The sequence below is a fragment of the Acidovorax sp. GW821-FHT10E04 genome, assembly GCF_059415185.1.
Genome location: NZ_JBWKMT010000008.1, coordinates 289078 through 307973 on the forward strand (window position 1 = coordinate 289078; position 18896 = coordinate 307973).

An 18896-nucleotide genomic window follows, 5' to 3' on the forward strand; every position below is an offset into this window, starting at 1 on the left:
GCGCCTGCGGCCGCCGCAGGGCCGCGGGCGGCGTTGCGTGGCCGCAGCCTCAGAAGCCGAGGCTGGCCAGCAGGTCGTCCACCTGGGACTGGTCGGTCACCACGTCGGGAGTGTGCTCGGGGTCCACCACGGGGCCCTGCAGGTGCTGGGTGCGGGGCGGTTCGGCCACGGCGGCCACCTGTGCATTGGGGGGGGCGGTCTGGATCAGCAGCTGCACCAGCTGGTCCTCGATGGTGGCGGCGAGGTTGACCACCCGGGCGATCACCTGCCCGGTCAGGTCGTGGAAGTCCTGCGCCATCATGATTTCGGTGAGGTGCGTGTCGGCTTCCTTCGTCACCCGCTCGACATCGGTGAGGAAATTCATGATTTCCCCCTTGGCCACGGCCGCCACCGGGTCCTTGACCAGGGACGTCACCACACGGCGCGTCTCGGCGGCGATGTAGTCGTGCTGCGCCTTGGCCTGCTCGACGCGGTTGAGCACTTTCTCGGCGGCTTCCCCGGTCAGCCGGGCGATGTACGACAGGCGGCTCTGGGCGTCGGGCAGCTCGCCCATGGAGCCGCGCAGCTTGTCGGCGTAGCCCAGCTCGTTGAGCGAGTCGTGCAGCTGGCGTGTCAGCAGGCCGATCTTGTGGTGTACATCCGCAGGCGGCTGGCTGTTGTCCGGTATGTCGTCCATGGTGTCATAGCCCCATCTTTTTCAGGATCAAGGTCACTTTCTCTTCGAGTGTTGCCTTGGTGAAGGGTTTGACGATGTAGCCGGCGGCCCCGCCCTGCGCGGCGGCCACGATGTCTTCCTTGCGGGCTTCCGCGGTGACCATCAGGACGGGCAGGTGCTTGAGCTTGTCGTCCTTCTTGATTTCCGCCAGCAGCTGGAAGCCGTTCATGTTGGGCATGTTGATGTCGGTCACCACGAAGTCGAACTTGCTGTTGCGCAGCTTGTTCAGGGCGGCCACGCCATCTTCGGCCTCGTCGGCATCGGCAAAGCCGCTTTCCTTGAGCAGATTGCGCACGATGCGCCGCATGGTGGAGAAGTCGTCAACGATCAAAAAACGAAGGGCTGTGGTCACGTGGGACCCTTTCGGTCGGAAATGGCTGTAAGTATTGTCATGGGTGGCAGGGTTGGTGACAAGTCGTAACGTTTACCTGCCGGGGGGGGGATTTTCCCGCTTTTCATTCAACAGTTCTGTCGAAGTGATTTCGGGAATCCCCTTGCCCATGAGTCGTTCTTCGGCCTCCCGGGTCAGCACCGTGATGGTGATGCGCCGGTTGGCGGGTGCGCGCGGGTTCTTTGGCTCCAGCAGATCGCTGGCCGCCAGGCCCACCACACGTCCCAGTTTAGCGTCTGGCATGCCGGCCGAGACAAGCTCCCGGCGCGAGGCGTTGGCGCGGTCGGCCGAAAGCTCCCAGTTGCTGTAGCCCCGGTCGCTGTTTCCGTAGGGGACTGCATCGGTATGGCCAGCCAGGCTGATGCGGTTTTCCACCCCGCCGAGGGCGGCGCCGATCTCACGCAGGATGTCGCGCATGTAGGGTTTCACCAACGCGCTGCCGCTGTCGAACATGGGGCGGTTCTGGTCGTCGATGATCTGGATCTGCAACCCGTCGGGCGTGATGTCGATGCGGATCTGCGACTTGTATTCATTCAGGCGCGGGTTTTCCGTGATGAGCGCATCGATCTTGGCTTCCAGCGCCTTGATGCGGTCCAGGTCCTGCTTGGCCTGCTCGGCCCGGGCTGCGTCGATGCTCATGCGGCGCTGCTTGGCGGCCTCCACGTCGGAGCGCCGCACCTGGCCGTGCACCTTGGACAGGTCGTTCCCCCCGCCGGGAATCACGCTGGAACTGTTGCCGGCACCGTCGCCGCCGGTCATGGCCACCTTGAGCGGCGACGCGAAATAGGCTGCAATCCCCTGCAGCTCGCCCTTGGCGGTGGAACCCAGCAGCCACATCAGCAGGAAGAACGCCATCATCGCCGTCACGAAGTCGGCATACGCGATCTTCCAGGCGCCGCCATGCACCGCATGGCCGCCTTTCTTGATGCGCTTGATGATGATGGGCTGGAGCTTCTTTTCTGCCATGGTCAGCTATCCCGTCGGCTCCCCATGGCGCTGCGCACCACCCGCAGCCTTTGATGCCGGCTTGTCCCAAGCCAGGGCAGCAAGCCAAGGTCCGCCCCGCAGCGCCGCGAGCGCGGAGGGAAGGCGCGTGGCGCACCAGCGCGGTGTCTCATTTCTTCCCCTTCACATGCCCCTCCAGCTCGGTGAAGCTGGGGCGGACGCTGGAGAAAAGCACCTTGCGGCCAAACTCGATGGCCGTGGCCGGGTTGTAGCCCTGCATGCTGGCCAGCAGGGTGGACTTGATGCACTGCAGCTCCTTGGCGGCATCTTCGGTCTTTTGCTCGACCAGGCCGCCCAGGGGCTCGACCACGCCGTAGGCCAGCAAGATCCCGAGGAACGTGCCCACCAGCGCCGAGCCGATCATGCCGCCCAGCACCGAGGGCGGCTGGCCCACCGAGCCCATGGTGTTCACCACGCCCAGCACGGCGGCCACGATCCCGAACGCGGGCAGGGCGCCGGCCAGGCGCGCCAGCGCGGCCACGGGCGCGTGGGCCTCCTGGTGGTGGGTGTCGATCTCGCTGTCCATCAACGCCTCGATCTCGTGCGAGTTGAGGTTGCCCGACACCATCATGCGCAGGTAGTCGGTGGTGAACTCGATCACGTGGTGGTCGCTGCCCACCGTGGGGTATTTCTTGAAGATCTCGGATTCGTGGGGTGCTTCCACATCCTTTTCGATGGCCATCAGCCCCTCCTTGCGGGCCTTCTGCAGGATGTCATAGAGCATCGCCATGAGCTCCATGTAGCGCGCCTTGGTGTACTTGGATCCCTTGAGCGCCATCGGGATGGCCGCCATGGTGGCCTTGATCACCTTGGGCTGGTTGTTCACCACGAAGGCGCCCAGCGCGCCCCCCAGGATGGTGATGATCTCGAAGGGCAGGGCCTTCAGGATCACGCTGATATTTCCCCCGTGCACGATGTACACGCCGAAGATGCAGCCTAGGCAAACGACGTAACCGATGATGACAAACATGCTTTGTGCGTGATGAGTTGCGGCGAGCGGGCAAACGATGCGGCGGATTCAGGGGGGGCAAACAACGCGGGCGCTGTGTTCTCAAATGTATCGGATTGCAGGGGCCAGACCAACGAACGGGTTGCCTGGGACGACCTGGCGGCCGGCGTGCCGCGCAATGACGTTAGCACAAGACGGCGCAAAAAAAGAGGCCAAATTGGCCTCTAGTGGTTGTGTGGTAAGCGGTAGATGCTCCTGTTTTTGAGACTTTTCGCCCGCCCAGGCCTGCGTGCCACCACTACTTGAGCAAGGCCAGCACGCCCTGCGGAATCTGGTTGGCCTGGGCCACCATGGCCGTGCCAGCCTGCTGCAGGATCTGGGCGCGCGACAAGTTGGCGGTTTCTGCGGCAAAGTCGGCGTCCTGGATGCGGCCACGCGAGGCAGACATGTTTTCCGAGGACAGCTGCAGGTTCGAGATGGTGGTCTCGAATCGCGCCTGCAAGGCACCAAAGCTTGCACGCTGGCCGTTCACTGCCGCCAGGGCCGAATCGATGATCTTCAGGGCCTTGGTCGAGCCGTCGACGGTGGACACGTCGATGACGTTGACGGCGTTCAACGTGGATGCCGTCGCCGTGACCGGGGGCGTGCCCGTCAGATTGGTAATGGCGAAGCCCTTGTCCGAGCTCATCTCCAGGTACCCGGTGGCCGTCGCAAAGCCGCCGGCGGGCGCAGCGGCGACACCCGCGACAAAGGTGGGGGTGCCGGTGGAGGCCGACGTCGCGGCATCGTAGGCGCCCACGGCAATGGTGTTGCCCGCCAGGGAGTTGTTCTGAATCTGGATGTTGGCACCCGACTCATTGATGAGCACTATGCCGTCGCCGGCGTCGTTGAGTTTGGCGGTGATGCCGGTTTGCGACGACACGTCGTTGAAACCCTTGATGGCTTCCGCCAGCCCGCCCGCGGTCGCGCCGGCGGCGGATACGCTGAAAGTCACGTTGGCGGCGGTCGCGTTGTCTCCCTTCACCGCCAGCGAATAGGAGCCGCCAGCCACGAAGGTGGTCAGGTTGACCTGGTTGCGTGCAGACGCGGAGACACCGGTGGATTCGGAGAGCGCATTGATTTTGGCGGCCGCGGTGGCCATCGTGTCGGTGGCGGTGAGCGTGACCGTCTTGGTTTGCAGCCCGGCGATGTCGAACGTGCCGGTCAGTGCCGTGGGGGCCGCCGCCGCCGTCACCACCACGGGCGCCGACTGCTTGAGCTGTGCTCCGTACGTCGTCGTGCGGAAGTTGCCGGTGGTCGCTGTGATGGTCTGGTTGGCGTTGGCGCCCACCTGGAAGGTGGCGGAGCCGAACGAGCCGTCCAGCAGCTTCTGGCCGTTGAACTCGGTGGTGACGGAAATACGGTCCAGCTCGGACAGCAGCTGGCCGACTTCGGCCTGAATGGCCTTGCGGTCGCCGGCGGAGTTGGAGGCATTGGCGGATTGCACGGACAATTCGCGCACACGCTGCAGAATGTTGCTGGCGCCCGCCAGGGCGCCTTCAGCGACCTGGGCCAGGGAAATACCATCGTTGGCATTGCGCACCGCCTGGTTCAGGCCCCGGATCTGGGTGGTGAAGCGCTCGGAAATGGCCAGGCCGGCGGCGTCGTCCTTGGCGCTGTTGATGCGCAGGCCCGACGACAGGCGCTGGATGGAGGTGCTGAGCGATGCCTGGCTCATGCCCAGATTGCGCTGGGCGGTCAGGGAGCTGACGTTGGTATTGATAGTGGCTGCCATGGATATGCTCCTTAAAGGCTTGAAAAACCAAATCTGCGCCGGTAGAAGCCCCACCGTCCGGCAGACAAGACGGGAACGATGGGTGAATTGTGAAAGTCGAGCGCGGTGCGCAGTGGTGCGATAAAGCGCACAAAAACCCTGCAACTTGTGCGTTTCGCCCTAAAGTTTTCGCCGCAGCTTCCGAAAACATTTGCAACGGGACGTAAATGCCCGCCGTTCTACAGAAGGCCATGCTGGCGCTGTGAACCGTATGGCCGGGTGCCTTGCCTGGCACCAGGTTGGCGGCAACGCCATGTTCAGTCAGTTCTTTTCAGGAGATTTGCAAATGGCAGCTACCATCAACACCAACGTCAGTTCCTTGACCGCCCAGCGCAATCTGGGTATGAGCCAACTGTCGCTCAACACCTCCATCCAGCGCCTGTCGTCGGGCCTGCGCATCAACAGCGCCAAGGACGACGCCGCCGGCCTGGCCATTTCCGAGCGCTTCACCTCGCAGATCCGCGGCCTGAACCAGGCAGTGCGCAATGCCAACGACGGCATTTCGCTGGCGCAAACCGCTGAAGGTGCGCTCAAGGCCTCTGGCGACATCCTGCAACGTGTGCGTGAACTGTCCGTGCAGTCCGCCAATGCCACCAACTCCGCCGGCGACCGCAAGGCCATTCAGGCTGAAGTCGGCCAGCTGCTGTCCGAACTGGACCGCATCTCCACCACGACCGAATTCAATGGCCAGAAGCTGCTGGACGGCTCTTTCGGCTCCGCCACCTTCCAGGTGGGCGCCAACGCCAACCAGACCATCACGGCGACCACCGGCAACTTCCGCACGACCACCTATGGTGCGCAGCTGAAGGCCTCGGCCAGCGTTCCTGCGGCTGCCGCCGCCCCCGCCGCCGCCGCCGCGACCGTTATCGTGAACGGCCTGCAAAGCAAGACGGTGAACGTCGACGCTGCCGACACGGCTTCGAAAATTGCCGCAGCGGTCAACGCAGCGGCCGAGACCACCGGCGTGACGGCTTCGGCTCGCAATCTGTCCGAGTTCAAGATCACCACGGCAGGTGCCGTGTCCCTGGCGATCAAGGGCGACAACACCACGACCGCCGCCAACATCACCTTCAGCGCGACCTCGGCAACCGACTTGGGCGAAGCCGTCAAGGCATTCAATGACGTGGCATCGCAGACCGGCATCACCGCCAAGCTCAACAGCGCCGGCGATGGCATCCTGCTGACCAATGATGCGGGCTCGGACATCAATATCGTCAACAACTCGACGGTGGCCGTGACCACCCTGGCATCGCAAAACGCGACGGCCGCTACGCTGACCTTCTCTGCCGCGCAGTCCATGGCAGTCGCTGGCGGCACGGCCAACTCGCGTGGCACGGTGGAGTTCAGCTCCGACAAGGGCTTCTCTCTGGGCGGCACCTCCGCGTACGTGGCAGCCGGTGCTTCGACCCTGAATTCCGTCAACACCATCGACGTGTCGACTGTCGACGGTTCGACCAAGGCCCTGAAGATCATCGATTCGGCCCTGTCCGCCGTCAACGGCCAGCGCGCCAGCTTCGGTGCCCTGCAGTCGCGCTTCGAGACCACGGTGAACAACCTGCAAAGCACGTCCGAAAACATGTCTGCCTCGCGTGGCCGCATCCAGGACGCCGACTTTGCCGCAGAAACCGCCAACCTGTCGCGCGCCCAGATCCTGCAGCAGGCTGGCACGGCCATGGTGGCCCAGGCCAACCAGCTGCCACAAGGTGTTCTGGCCCTGCTGCGCTGATCATCTTTGGCAGAGGGTTGAACAGGCGGGGCGGGTTTGTGAAACAAGCCCGCTCCTCACAAGGCGGAGGCGACCTGGTCGCCGCCGCTTTCCGCTTTTTGCCAATCGGGCTGCAACGCGGTAGATTGGTGGCTTTCTTGGGTGCTTATCGGCTGGATGCAACAAGCCAAAGGCCTGGATAATTTCTGGCGATTCAACCCGACACGGATTCAGGAGGTGGGATATGGCTAGCTTTTCATCGATAGGCATCGGCCTGGGCGGCAACGTGGACGTCAATGGGCTGATCAAGGCTTCGGTCGACGCCGTGAAGATCCCCATCACCAAGACCAACGGCCTGAACCAGCAGGCGGCCATCACGAATGCGAAGGTGTCTGCCTTCGGCCAGTTCAAATCCCTGGTCTCCACGCTGGCCGATGCCGCCAGCAAGCTCGCCAGCGTCACGGGCTGGAACGGGGTGAGCGCGACCTCCGCCAAGCCGGAAGCCGTGTCGGTCTCCGCCGTGGGCGGCGCCGCGGCGACGTCATTCAATGTGCAGGTGCAGAACCTGGCCAAGGCGCAGTCCTCCATCTCCGTGGCGTTGTCGCCCGTCAAGCAGGCCGTCGGGGCGGGCACGCTGACCTTTGAAACGGGCAAGTGGTCCGGCGAGCCCAAGGTCTTCACAATGGGCAGCGCGGGCGCAGTCAATGTGGACGTCAGCGCCACGGATACGCTGGCGGACGTCGCCAGCAAGATCAATGGCTCGAAGGCCGGCGTGACGGCCACCGTGCTGAGCGATGCCTCCGGCGAGCGCCTGATGCTGCGCAGCAAGACAACGGGCGAGGATGCCGGCTACCGGATGAGCGCGGCGGACGCCGACGGCAACCTGGCGGACGGTGCGGGCTTGTCGCGGCTCGTGGTGGGCGGCGTGACGGAGTATGCGGCGAACGCGAACGCGACCGTCAACGGCGTTGCCGTCACTTCGGCAACGAATGCCTTTGCCGATACCGTGTCGGGCGTGACGTTCACGGCGCTGCAGGTCACCACGGGCGACGTGGCGGTGACGGTGGCCAAGGACAACTCTGCCGTGAAGAAGAACATCGAGGCCTTCGTGAGCGCATACAACGCCATCAATCAGGCGTTGAATGAGGTCACCAAGTACGACCAGGGCACCAAAACGGCGGGGTTGCTGCAGGGGGATAGCGCGGCGGTGACCTTGCAAAACACCTTGCGCATGGCGCTGCAGTCCGTGAACAGCTCGGGCGCGCTGCGCAATCTGTCTGCCGTGGGAGTGGTCTCGGAGGGCGGGCTCGGCAACGTGGCGCCCACCGGCAACCTGACGCTCGACGCGACCAAGTTCAACAAGGCCATGGAAAACGCCGACGACGTCAAGGCTTTCTTCCGGGGGCCGGAGGGCGGCAGCGTGGAGGACGGGTTCGCCGGAAAATTCAAGGCGGTCACGACCAAGCTGCTCGCAAACGACGGGTTCTTCGCCAGCAAGGCAAAAATCTACGAGCAATCCCTCAAGCTCAATGCCAAGGACGTGGAGACGATCAACGATCGTGCGGACCGCCTGGAAAAGAGCCTGACGGCGCGCTACACCGCCCTTGATACAAAGATGTCGAGCCTGAATGCGCTCAATGCGTATATCTCGCAGCAGGTGACCACCTGGAATAAATCCTCGGGCTGACCGCTTCAGTTTTTCTGGCTGTAGCCGATAACTAAAGTAATACATCGCAAGGATTGCCAGCATGTTCAGCGCCTATAGCCCCCGTGCAGCCAACGCTTATCAGCGTATCAATGTAGAAACCAGCATGCACACGATGGACCAGCACCAGCTGGTCAGCCTGCTGTATGAAGGTGTCCTGAACTCCATCGCCACGGCGCGGGGTGCCATGGCGCGCGGCGACGTGCTGGGCAAGGTCAACAATATCTCCAAGGCCGTCCGCATCATTGAAGAGGGGCTGAGCACGGCGCTCGACAAGGTGGATGGCGGGGAGCTGGCCCAGAACCTGGGAGCCTTGTATGACTACTGCCTGCACCGCCTGATCCTGGCGAATGCCCGCAACGACGATGCCATGATGCAGGAGGTCATGCGCCTGATCGAGCCGGTGGCGCAGGGCTGGAGCCAGATCAAGCAATCGGGCGCCGTCGCGGAGGCCGCCACCCCGGGGCAGCCAGCACTGGTGGAGGCCTGAACCATGTCCCACATGCTGATTGACTACTACAAGGCGATCGAAGACAGCAGCGCCAAGATGCTGGAGGCCGCCAGGCTCAAGGACTGGGATGGCGTGGTGCGCTATGAAGGAGCCTGTGCCGTGCTGATCGAGCAACTGCGCTTCAAGTCGCAGGAACACGAACTGCTGCCAGAGCACCGGCGCGAAAAGACCCGCATCATGCAGCGCATCCTGCGCAACGATGCCCAGATCCGTTGCCTGGCCGAGCCCTGGCTGGCGCAGTTCGAACACCTGTTCGAAGGCCAGCCGCAGATGATGCATTGAGGCATGCGCCAAGCCCCAGACAAAGCCGACCCCGCGAGGTCGGCTTTTTCATGGATGAAATACGGCGCTACCGCTTGTCCATCAGGCGCAAGCAGCTATTAAGTTGAGAGCAGCTGATTCCTGACGCTTGTCACGAAGCTGCCACGGCCAGCGATGCGTCGCGGAGCTCCCTGTGCTGAGAGTGTGGCGTGTCTTTTACGGAGTAAAAAGTGCCTGTAGCGCTTATCCATAAAGCGCAAGCAGCTACAAAATCAGGAGTAAGCGCAGACCTGCGCTGCCAGATACCGGCGCGCCCCCCGCGAGGGATGCCCAGCAAGGGCCGCCCCGCAGCGACGGCATCGTCCCCTTGCCCACAGCGCGCAGCGCTGTGAGAGCGAGGGGAAGGCGCGCAGCGCCTCAGGGGAGCGCCCCTGCTATACCTGCATGTTCATGATGTCGGTATAGGCCTGCACCATCCGGTTGCGCACGTGCAGCGTGGCCTGGAATCCGATCTGGGCCTTCTGGATCGCCACCATGGTTTCCTCGAGGCTGACGGAGGGGTTCTCCATCTGGACTTCCGTCTGCAGGTCGCTGGCACGGTTCTGGGCCGCACTGACCGACTGGAGCGCGCCTTTGAGCGCCCCTGAAAAACCCACTTCATTGGCGTCGTTTTGCGGCGCCGCAGCACGGCGCGCCACGCCAGCGCCCGTGAGCGGGGCGGTAGAGCTTGAGATGCGAAGGTCCATGGCGGTGTCCGTGGGAATGGGGGTATGCTGCGTATCCTAGCCATCGCGCCCCCGCCCATCGCTCTGAATTGATGGCCAAACGCGCGGCTTATCCAGCGAACATTTTGAGGGCGTGGCCGAATAATCGACCCCACGCTTTGGTCCTTGTCGGGCCTGCCCTACTGGAAAGCAAGATGTCTGCAGTTGCTGAAGTTCCTCTCACTCCCCCTGCCGGCCCGAACTGGCTGCAGCGGCTGTCTGCCCTGGACAGGGCGCAGCGCATGCGGCTGGGCGTGGGTGCGGCACTCCTGGTGGCGGCGGCCATTGCGGCCATCGTGCTGGGGCGCCAGCCCGACTACCGGGTGCTGTTCGCCAACCTGAACGACAAGGATGGCGGTGCCATCGTCGCCCAGCTGTCGCAGATGAACGTGCCCTACAAGCATGCCGACGGCGGCGGTGCGATCCTGATCCCCGCGGACCGCGTGCATGACGTGCGCCTGCGCCTGGCCACCCAGGGCCTGCCCAAGGGTTCCGTGGCGGGCTTCGAGCTGATGGAGTCCAGCAAATTCGGAATGACGCAGTTTCAGGAACGCCTGAACTTCCAGCGGGGCCTGGAGGGTGAACTCACCCGCTCCATCCAGGCGCTGTCGTCCGTGCAGGGCGCGCGCGTGCACCTGGCGCTTCCCAATCAGAATGGCTTTTTCCGGGAGCAGCAAAAACCCTCGGCCTCCGTGCTGGTGAGCCTGCATCCCGGCCGCGTGCTCGACCGTGCCCAGCTGGCGGGCATCGTGCACCTGGTCGCCTCCAGCGTGCCGGAACTGGCGCCCTCCGCCGTGAGCGTGCTGGACGACACGGGCAAGCTGCTGTCCCAATCGCCCGATGGCGCCGCCGGAACCGGGGTCGACGCGCAGCAACTGCTGTATGTGCAGCAGATCGAGCAGCAGTACACCCGCCGGATCCTGGACATCCTGGAACCCGTGGTGGGCCGCAACAACGTCAAGGCGCAGGTGACGGCCGAGGTGGACTTCACCCAGACCGAATCCACGTCCGAGCAGCACCGCCCCAACCTCGCCACCGATGCCAGCGCCATCCGCAGCCAGCAGATCGTGGAAAGCTCCGGTCCGCAGGGCAATCCGCTGCCCACGGGCGTGCCGGGCGCCACGACCAACCAGCCTCCCGCTCCTGCTGCGGCGCCCATCAACGGCGCCAATCCGGCACCCACGGCGGCGGGCCAGCAGGCCCAGGGTGCGCAGGCAGCGGCGAGCAAGCGCGAATCCATCACCAATTACGAAGTGGACAAGACCGTGCGCGTGACGCGTGGCGGCAGCGGCGCCCTCAAGCGGGTGAGTGCGGCGGTGGTCGTGAACTACCAGTCCGCCGAGGACAAGGGCAAGACGGTATCCAAGGCGCTCACGCCAGAGCAGCTCGAGCAGATGACCGCCCTGGTGCGCGAAACCATTGGCTTCAACCGGGATCGTGGCGACTCGGTCAACCTCATGAACACCCCGTTCCAGGTGGACGCGACGCCTGCCAACGACGTTCCGCTGTGGAAACAGCCTGAAGTGATCGAACTGGCCAAGACCTTCGCCTGGCCAGTGGGTGCGGTTCTGTTCGCGGCCCTGGTGCTGCTGGGCCTGGTGCGGCCGGCGCTCAAGGGCGGCGCCGCTGCCAAGCCCCGCGCCATCCCGGTGGCCGGCGGCCAGCTCGACGCCGTGGAGTCCGAAACACCCGAGCGCCCCGCGCTGCCTGCGCCCGCCGCGAAGAACGAAGTGCTTCCCGCCACGCCGGAGCAGCTGCGCCTGGAAGAGGCGCGGGTGCTGGCCAAGGAGAACCCTGTGGCCGTGGCCAATATCCTGAAGACCTGGCTCAACGGCGAGCCAGTCTGACCGCCGACATCACGGACGACGACGACCATGGACGACCAAGGACTCAACGACGCAGCCATCATGCTGATGTCCCTCGGCGAGGAAGAGGCGGCCGAAGTGTTCAAGCATTTCTCGCCCAAGGAAGTGCAGAAGCTCGGCGAAACCATTGCGCGCATGCGCTCGGTGTCGCGCGACAAGGTGGACGAGGTCATCAACAAGTTCTCCAACGCGGCGGCGGCGCAGAGCCTTCTGGTGTCGGATACCGGCAACTACGTGCGCGCCGTGCTGCGGCGTGCGCTGGGGGATGACAAGGCCGGGCTGCTCATCGACCGCATCCTGCAGGGGGGCGACGTCTCGGGCATCGAAAGCCTGAAGTGGATGGACCCGCTGTCCGTGGCCGAGTTGCTGCGCAACGAACATCCCCAGATCGTCGCGGCCATCCTGGTGCACCTGGACAGCGACCAGGCATCGGGCATCCTGATGCACCTCACGGACCGCCAGCGCAGTGAAATTCTGTTGCGCGTGGCCACGCTCGAAGGCATACAGCCGACGGCGCTCAAGGACCTCAACGAGGTGCTGTTCAAGGTGCTGGCCGGCGGCGACAAGATCCGCAAGAGCTCGCTCGGCGGCGTCAAGGCAGCGGCCGAGATCATCAACCTGCTGGGCGGCAACATGGATGCCGTGGTGCTGGAGTCCATCCGCGGCTACGACCCCGACCTGGCCCAGAAGATCATGGACAAGATGTTCGTGTTCGAGGACGTGCTCAAGCTCGACGACAAGGCGATCCAGACCGTGCTCAAGGAAGTGGCTTCCGAAACGCTCATCGTAGCGCTCAAGGGAGCGGTGCCGGAGTTGCGCGAGAAGTTCCTCTCGAACATGTCCTCGCGTGCTTCCGAAGCGCTGCGGGAAGACCTCGAATCGCGCGGCCCGATGCGGCTGTCCGAAGTCGAGGCCCAGCAGAAGGAAATTCTCAAGACCGTGCGTCGCCTGTCCGACGAGGGTCAGATCGTGATTGGATCCGGCGGTGATGATGCCTTCGTCTAGCCAGCGTTCGTACTCGCGCTTCATCCCCAGCGAGGAAGTCGGCGATTTCACACAGTGGAAGTTTGGCGCCGTGGATGGCTCCGACCTCGTCGAGCCAGAACCAGAGCCCGTGGCCGAGATTCCGGTCGAAATAGACGAGGCCGCGCAGCAGGCGCTGGTCCAGCAGGCGTGTGACGACGCGTATGCCGAGGGCTTTGCCCAGGGCCAGGCCCAAACGGCACTGGAGTGGCAGCGCCGCATGGATGACTACATCGCGCAGCAAGGGAACGAAGCCGCCCTGCGCCTTCAGGGTGTGATGCAGACGCTGGACGCGAGCCTGATCGACATGCAGCAGCAGATGGCCCAGCAGCTGCTGGAACTGGCGTGCGACATCGCACGCCAGGTGGTGCGCCAGGAGCTGTCCGTCAACCCCAATGCCCTGCAGCCCGTGGTGCGGGAGGCCGTGGGCATGCTGGTGACCGAAGGCCGGCCCGCGATGGTCCGGTTGAATCCCGCCGACATGGAGGCGATGGCCCAGCCCCTGCGCGAGGAGATGGATGCGCCGGGGGTGCAATGGCTGGCCGATGCCGCAGTACCGCCAGGCGGCTGTCTGGTCGAGTCTGCGGGCACCGTGGTGGATGGCAGCCTGGACAAGCGCTGGCAGCGCGCCATCGCGGCGCTGGGCCTCCAGTCGCCCTGGCAGGAGGAGGGCGGCGATGAGCGTTGAAGCCCCCGCCGCCTGGACACGCCTCATCGAGGATGCGCGCGAGCGTGTTGCCGAGGGCGCTCCGCTGGAAACACGCGGCACCCTGACGCGGCTGACAGGCCTGGTGCTGGAGGCCGTGGGCATCCGCGTGCCGGTGGGCTCGCAGTGCATGGTCCAGATGCCGGGCCATGCCCCGGTGCTGGCCGAGGTGGTGGGGTTCTCCGCCGATCGCGCGTTTCTGATGCCCGCGGGAGACATCCACGGGCTGTCCAGCGGCGCGAGCGTGGTGCCGGCGGCGCCCTACATTCCCATGCCGCGTCTGGGCGAGCCCGCGCGGGCCATCCAGCGCGCCGGTGTGCTGCGCTTGCCCATGGGCGAGGGCCTGCTCGGACGGGTGGTGGACGCGCAGGGCCTGCCGCTGGACCATGGCGGGCCGGTGCAGGACGTGGTGTCCGAGCCCATGGGGCGCCGCCAGATCAATGCCATGGACCGCGATCCCGTGCGCGAATCGCTGGACACCGGCGTGCGCGCCATCAACGCCCTGCTCACGGTGGGGCGCGGCCAGCGCCTGGGCCTGTTCGCAGGCTCTGGGGTGGGCAAGAGCGTCCTGCTGGGCATGATGGCCCGCTACACCCGCGCCGACGTGATCGTGGTGGGGCTGATTGGCGAGCGGGGGCGCGAAGTCAAGGAATTCGTCGAGGACATCCTGGGCGAAGACGGCCGCGCGCGCTCGGTCGTGGTGGCCGCTCCGGCGGACGCCCCCCCCCTGCTGCGCATGCAGGGCGCGGCCTATGCCACGGCCGTGGCCGAGCATTTCCGCGACAAGGGCAAGCATGTGCTGCTGCTCATGGATTCATTGACCCGCTATGCGATGGCCCAGCGCGAAATCGCGCTGGCCATTGGCGAACCCCCTGCCACCAAAGGCTATCCGCCCTCCTGTTTCGCCAAGCTCCCTCAACTCGTGGAGCGCAGCGGCAACGGACTGCATGGCGTCGGGTCCATCACGGCCTTCTATACAGTGCTCTCGGAAGGGGATGACCAGCAGGACCCCATCGCCGACGCGGCGCGCGCCATCCTGGATGGCCACATCGTGCTCTCGCGCGCGCTGGCCGAGACGGGCCATTTCCCCGCCATCGACATCGAGCAATCCGCGTCGCGCGTGATGCACAACGTGGTGTCGCGCGGGCATTTCGACCTGGCGCGGCGCTTTCGGGCGGTGTATTCGCGCTACCAGAAAAGCCGCGATCTGGTGCAGGTGGGCGCCTATATGAGCGGCTCCGATCCGGCGCTGGACGAGGCCATCCGTCTGCAGCCGCAGATGGCGGGGTTCCTGCAGCAGGACATGTTCGAGGCGGCCTCCATGGACCAGAGCGTCGCGGGCATGGCGGCGGTGCTGGACCACTGAACACAGCGGATCGCCAGCCATGTCCAGCCTCAATTCGCTGTCCGTCGCCGTCGAGGTGGCTTCCCGCAAGCGGGACGACGCGCGCAAGGTGCTGCAGGACACGCAGGCAGCGCAGCAGGCGGCACGCGCCCAGCTCGACCAGCTCGAAGACTATGCCCGTGAAACGCAAGCGCGCTGGGGCATGAAGGCCGACACCACGATGAAGCCCGAGGTGATGTACCACCACTACCAGTTCATGGACCGTTTGGGACATGCGGCGGGTGTCCAGACCGGGGTGGTGGGTGACCATGCCAACCGGGTGGAGGCGGCCCGGCGCAGCCTGCTGGAGGCGGAACTGCGGCTGGCCAGCCTGCGCAAGGTCATGGAGAAGCGGCGCCACGACCTGGAGCGGGCTGAAATGCGAAGAGATCAGAAACAAACCGATGAACGGGCTGCCCTGCAGTACCGAAGTGCGATGCAAGGCTCTGCGGGCCGGGAGTAGTGACAATGGAACAAGCAAGAATTTCTTCTCCCCAGGGCACCCAGCCGGCCCACGCCGCGCGGACCCGGTCCACGGCGCAGGCGCCGGACGACGCCCACAGTGCCGCCCCCAGCGGCTTTCTGGCCCTGCTGGCAGCGCTCGGGGATGCTGCTGCCCCGGGGGACGCCGGGCCGCTGGACCTGCCGTCCGCCGGCGCGGCGCCGGCCGATGGGTTGCCCGCCGATGCCGCGAAGGATGCCCTGGATGCTTCGGCCCTGGCGGCATGGCAGGGATTGCTGGCGCCCGACGCCGCTGTGCGGGGCGATGCCGCCGGGGCGGCGGCGGGGCAGGGCACCGGCCTTCGCATTGCAGTGCAAGATGGAACGGCGGCAGGCTCGGGGATGCCCGGCGCGGGCGCCCAGGCAGGGGCGAACCCGTTGGCGGCTGGTGTGCCGGGCGTGGACGGCCTGCCACAGGGCATGGTGGCCGAAACGGCCATGCTCGACGCTTCCGCGGACCTCAAGGGCGGGGCACCACAGGCCGGTGCCGCAGCGTTCGGCCGGGCTTTCTCGCGCATGCAAACTGCATTGGCCCAAAGGGCGGATTCCGCAGAAATGTCCCTGGGCCGGGCCCGGGCGGGCGATGTGGCGCTGCCGACGCAAGGGCACCACATGGCGGCCGTGGCGACGGTGCAGGCCGCCAGCGAGCGCATGGCGGCGGGCCTGCCGGTTGCGGGCGCCCCCGATCGGAGCGCGGCTGCCGGGGCCGGCGACCTGGTGGCCAACGGCGCAGCGATGGCGGGCGACCTGCTGGCGGCTGCAGCGCCCGCACGGGGTGGGGAGGCCGCCGGCAATGGCGGCCGCCCTGGCGAAGGGCGGGGGGATGCCGGCGCATGGTTCGACAATGGCGGGGGCGTGGCGCCCGTGGAGCCAGGAGCGGCCGTCGATGGCGCCGCGGCGTTTGGCGATCCTGCCCAGGCCGGCATGGAGGACCAGGTCGCCGAGCAGGTGACGTACTGGATCAACCAGAAGACTCAGAATGCGGAGCTGACGCTCAACCGCGACGGGCAGCCCGTCGAGGTGTCGGTGTCGCTGTCGGGCAATGAGGCCCATGTGACTTTCCGCAGCGACCAGCCGCAGACCCGCGACATGCTGGACCGGAGCATGGCGCAATTGAGCGAGTTGCTGCGCAGCGAGGGGCTGGTGCTCTCGGGCATGTCGGTCGGCACGTCGGCCGGACAACGTGAAAATGCGGCCGACCCCGAACGGCAGGGCCGCCGCGATGGGTCACGCCAGGCGCAGGTGGTGGCCGCCACGCCGGTGGGCATGGCCTCGCCGCTGCGCGGCGGTGGCGGCGCGCCAGACCGTGCCGTGGACATCTTTGTGTGAGTCCGCATGGCGGCGGGAACCTTCGGCCCGCCCCGCATGCGCCGCGCCGTGGGCGCATTGCCGGCTCACAGCTCCTGGCGGGTGACCTGCAATCGGGATAGCGCTGCGAATGCCATGGTTTTGGGCTTTTATTCTGGCTATTATTGGTCGCAGCATCGCCCAATAATGGGCCATCCGGTCTTGTCCGCCCATTGATTGCGTGGGTACGGCCCGTCTCCCACCAAGGAATCCGCATCGTGTCAGCCAATACCCCCGCAGCGGCTCCGGCCAAAAGCAAGAAGATGCTCATCATCATCATCGGCGTTGTGGCGGTGCTGGTGATTGGCGGCGGGGTGGCGGCCTGGCTGATTTCCAGCCGCTCCCACGCCGAAGACGAGGAAGGGGCTGCGCCGGCCCGCAAGGAGGCCCCCAAGGTGGCTCCCACCTTCCTGCCCATGGAGAACATGGTGGTGAACCTGGCGGACCCCGGTGGCGACCGGTTTGCACAGATCGGCATTACCCTGGAGCTGGAAGATGCCAAGACGGCGGAACAGGTGAAGCTGTACCTGCCCACCATCCGCAGTGGCATCCTGATGCTGATTTCCCAGCGGACCTCCGCCGAATTGCTGCAAAGGGAAGGCAAGGAAAAACTGGCCTCCGATATCCTGCGCGAAGTCTCGCGTCCCCTGGGCTATCCGGTTGCCACGGAACGCGACCGCGCGCGTGCCGCGGCGGCCGACAAGGACGGCGACGAAGATGAACGCCCCGCGCGCCGGCGCACGGAGCGCAACCCGGTGCACCGGGTGCTTTTCTCCAGCTTCATCATCCAGTGACCCGGGCAAGGACCAGTCATGAGTGATTCATTTCTTTCGCAGGAAGAGGTCGATGCCCTTCTCGAAGGGGTTACTGGCGAGAGCCAGAAATCGGTCGAGGAAGTGGCGGAGGCGGGTTCCGTACGCAACTACGACATTTCCAGCCAGGAGCGCATCGTCCGTGGACGGATGCCGACGATGGAAATCGTCAATGAGCGGTTCGCGCGCAACTTCCGCATCGGCCTGTTCAATTTCATCCGCCGCAGCCCCGAGATCTCGGTGGGCACCGTGTCCGTGCAGCGCTACAGCGCCTTCCTGCGGGAGCTTGCGGTCCCCACGAATTTCAACATCGTGGCCATCCGTCCGCTGCGCGGCAGCGGGCTGATCGTGTGCGAACCCTCGCTCGTGTTCGGCATCATTGACACGCTGTACGGCGGCGTGGGCAAGTTCCAGACTCGGATCGAGGGGCGGGACTTCTCGCCCACGGAGCAACGGGTCATCAACCGCCTGGTGGATGTGATCTGCGCCGAATACAAGAAGGCGTGGCAGGGGATCTACCCCCTGGAGCTCGAATACCAGCGCTCGGAAATGCAGCCGCAGTTCGCCAACATCGCCACGCCCAGCGAAATCGTCGTGTCCACGGCCTTTCAGCTGGAAATCGGCGACCTTTCGGGGGCGATCCATATCTGCATGCCCTACGCGACGCTGGAGCCCATCCGCGACGTGCTGTATTCGTCCACACAGGGCGATTCCATCGAGGTGGATCGCCGCTGGGTGCGCGTGCTGACCCGGGAAATCCAGGCCGCCGAAGTGACGCTGGTGGCTGAACTGGCCCGCGCTGATGCCACGGTGGAGCAATTGCTGGCCATGAAGCCTGGCGATTTCATCGAGCTCGACCGCGAGCCCCGCATCCGCGCGTCGATCGGGGGCGTGCCTATTTTTGAATGCCAGTACGGAACGCACAATTCCAAGTACGCCATTCGTATCGAAGAATGCCTGCGCAATGCCGACATGAGCTGGCTGGGAGAAAAAGATGTCAACTGAAGAAGATAACAAGGACGGCGCGGCGGATGACCCCTTTGCGGGTTGGGCCGAGGCGCTCGAGGAGCAAAAGCGGACCGAGGACAAGCCCGGCGATGCCGAGCAGGGCGGCCCGCTCTCCGGCGACCCCGTGCGCCCTTTCTCTGGCGGCGGGGATGGCACGGTCAACGACATCAACATGGTGCTGGACATTCCGGTCCAGCTGTCGGTGGAGCTCGGGCGCACCAAGGTGCCGATCAAGTACATCCTTCAGCTGGCCCAAGGCTCGGTGGTGGAGCTCGACGCGCTCGCGGGCGAGCCCATGGACGTCCTGGTGAATGGCTATCTCATCGCGCAGGGCGAGGTCGTCGTGGTCAATGACAAGTTCGGTATCCGCCTCACGGACGTGGTGACCCCTTCCGAGCGCCTTCGGCGGGTCAGCCGTGGATAGTGGCAGC

19 protein-coding genes are annotated in these 18896 nt (G+C 65.3%); 13 read left to right on the plus strand and 6 right to left on the minus strand.

The genetic code is table 11. The annotated features are described in order from the left end of the window. Positions 1 to 49: 49 nt before the first annotated feature. From AC07OC_RS24030 to AC07OC_RS24050, 5 genes are all read right to left on the minus strand, one after another. A complete protein-coding gene (locus AC07OC_RS24030; protein WP_218296961.1) occupies positions 50 to 676 on the minus strand; it encodes a protein phosphatase CheZ in 627 nt (208 codons plus the stop codon). Between the two features lie 4 nt (positions 677 to 680). Then, positions 681 to 1067, minus strand: a complete 387-nt coding sequence (gene cheY / locus AC07OC_RS24035; RefSeq protein WP_010466076.1) for a chemotaxis response regulator CheY — start codon at positions 1065 to 1067, stop codon at positions 681 to 683. Positions 1068 to 1139: 72 nt separating this feature from the next. Further along, complete coding sequence (gene motB, locus AC07OC_RS24040) at positions 1140 to 2072, minus strand: flagellar motor protein MotB (protein WP_218296962.1); 933 nt, start codon at positions 2070 to 2072, stop codon at positions 1140 to 1142. Positions 2073 to 2220: 148 nt separating this feature from the next. Next, positions 2221 to 3081 carry a flagellar motor stator protein MotA gene (motA, locus tag AC07OC_RS24045; protein ID WP_218296963.1) on the minus strand — a complete coding sequence of 287 codons (861 nt, stop codon included), beginning with the start codon at positions 3079 to 3081 and terminating at the stop codon, positions 2221 to 2223. A 277-nt stretch (positions 3082 to 3358) separates the two neighbouring features. Beyond that, positions 3359 to 4834 (minus strand): flagellin N-terminal helical domain-containing protein, encoded by a 1476-nt coding sequence (locus AC07OC_RS24050; protein ID WP_369643497.1) that lies wholly within the window; start codon positions 4832 to 4834, stop codon positions 3359 to 3361. A gap of 325 nt (positions 4835 to 5159) precedes the next feature. On the opposite strand from AC07OC_RS24050, the gene AC07OC_RS24055 reads away from it, so the two are divergent. The 4 genes from AC07OC_RS24055 to AC07OC_RS24070 all read left to right on the plus strand — a co-directional run bounded on the left by AC07OC_RS24055 (position 5160) and on the right by AC07OC_RS24070 (position 9076). Continuing rightward, complete coding sequence (locus AC07OC_RS24055) at positions 5160 to 6599, plus strand: flagellin N-terminal helical domain-containing protein (RefSeq protein WP_218296965.1); 1440 nt, start codon at positions 5160 to 5162, stop codon at positions 6597 to 6599. A 223-nt stretch (positions 6600 to 6822) separates the two neighbouring features. Next, positions 6823 to 8265 (plus strand): flagellar filament capping protein FliD, encoded by a 1443-nt coding sequence (gene fliD, locus AC07OC_RS24060; protein WP_218341827.1) that lies wholly within the window; start codon positions 6823 to 6825, stop codon positions 8263 to 8265. 61 nt (positions 8266 to 8326) lie between these two features. Next, entirely contained in the window at positions 8327 to 8773 is a 447-nt protein-coding gene (gene fliS, locus AC07OC_RS24065; RefSeq protein WP_218296967.1) for a flagellar export chaperone FliS, read from the plus strand. 3 nt (positions 8774 to 8776) lie between these two features. After that, positions 8777 to 9076, plus strand: a complete 300-nt coding sequence (locus tag AC07OC_RS24070; protein ID WP_063461658.1) for a flagellar protein FliT — start codon at positions 8777 to 8779, stop codon at positions 9074 to 9076. 413 nt (positions 9077 to 9489) lie between these two features. Here AC07OC_RS24070 and fliE read toward each other — a convergent pair whose 3' ends face one another. Beyond that, positions 9490 to 9801: a flagellar hook-basal body complex protein FliE gene (gene fliE / locus AC07OC_RS24075; protein ID WP_218296968.1), complete on the minus strand. Its 312-nt coding sequence runs from the start codon at positions 9799 to 9801 to the stop codon at positions 9490 to 9492. Positions 9802 to 9974: 173 nt separating this feature from the next. On the opposite strand from fliE, the gene fliF reads away from it, so the two are divergent. From fliF to fliN, 9 genes are all read left to right on the plus strand, one after another. Next, on the plus strand, positions 9975 to 11666 hold the full coding sequence (gene fliF, locus AC07OC_RS24080; RefSeq protein WP_218341828.1) for a flagellar basal-body MS-ring/collar protein FliF: 1692 nt from the start codon (positions 9975 to 9977) through the stop codon (positions 11664 to 11666). A 27-nt stretch (positions 11667 to 11693) separates the two neighbouring features. Further along, the gene (gene fliG / locus AC07OC_RS24085; protein ID WP_218296970.1) at positions 11694 to 12689 is read left to right on the plus strand and encodes a flagellar motor switch protein FliG; all 996 of its coding nucleotides are present in this window, start codon (positions 11694 to 11696) and stop codon (positions 12687 to 12689) included. Then, positions 12673 to 13395, plus strand: coding sequence for a FliH/SctL family protein (locus AC07OC_RS24090; RefSeq protein WP_218341829.1), 723 nt, complete (start codon positions 12673 to 12675; stop codon positions 13393 to 13395). Before fliG ends, AC07OC_RS24090 begins: the two co-directional genes overlap by 17 nt. Beyond that, positions 13385 to 14779: a flagellar protein export ATPase FliI gene (gene fliI / locus AC07OC_RS24095; RefSeq protein ID WP_218341830.1), complete on the plus strand. Its 1395-nt coding sequence runs from the start codon at positions 13385 to 13387 to the stop codon at positions 14777 to 14779. Before AC07OC_RS24090 ends, fliI begins: the two co-directional genes overlap by 11 nt. A gap of 19 nt (positions 14780 to 14798) precedes the next feature. Next, entirely contained in the window at positions 14799 to 15260 is a 462-nt protein-coding gene (gene fliJ, locus AC07OC_RS24100; RefSeq protein ID WP_218296973.1) for a flagellar export protein FliJ, read from the plus strand. A gap of 5 nt (positions 15261 to 15265) precedes the next feature. Next, positions 15266 to 16627: a flagellar hook-length control protein FliK gene (locus tag AC07OC_RS24105; protein WP_304505107.1), complete on the plus strand. Its 1362-nt coding sequence runs from the start codon at positions 15266 to 15268 to the stop codon at positions 16625 to 16627. Between the two features lie 236 nt (positions 16628 to 16863). After that, positions 16864 to 17439 carry a flagellar basal body-associated FliL family protein gene (locus AC07OC_RS24110; protein WP_218296974.1) on the plus strand — a complete coding sequence of 192 codons (576 nt, stop codon included), beginning with the start codon at positions 16864 to 16866 and terminating at the stop codon, positions 17437 to 17439. Between the two features lie 18 nt (positions 17440 to 17457). Next, on the plus strand, positions 17458 to 18462 hold the full coding sequence (gene fliM, locus AC07OC_RS24115) for a flagellar motor switch protein FliM (protein ID WP_010466026.1): 1005 nt from the start codon (positions 17458 to 17460) through the stop codon (positions 18460 to 18462). Then, positions 18452 to 18889 (plus strand): flagellar motor switch protein FliN, encoded by a 438-nt coding sequence (fliN, locus tag AC07OC_RS24120; RefSeq protein ID WP_218296975.1) that lies wholly within the window; start codon positions 18452 to 18454, stop codon positions 18887 to 18889. The genes fliM and fliN overlap by 11 nt, the downstream gene beginning before the upstream one ends. The last annotated feature ends 7 nt before the right edge of the window (positions 18890 to 18896 follow it).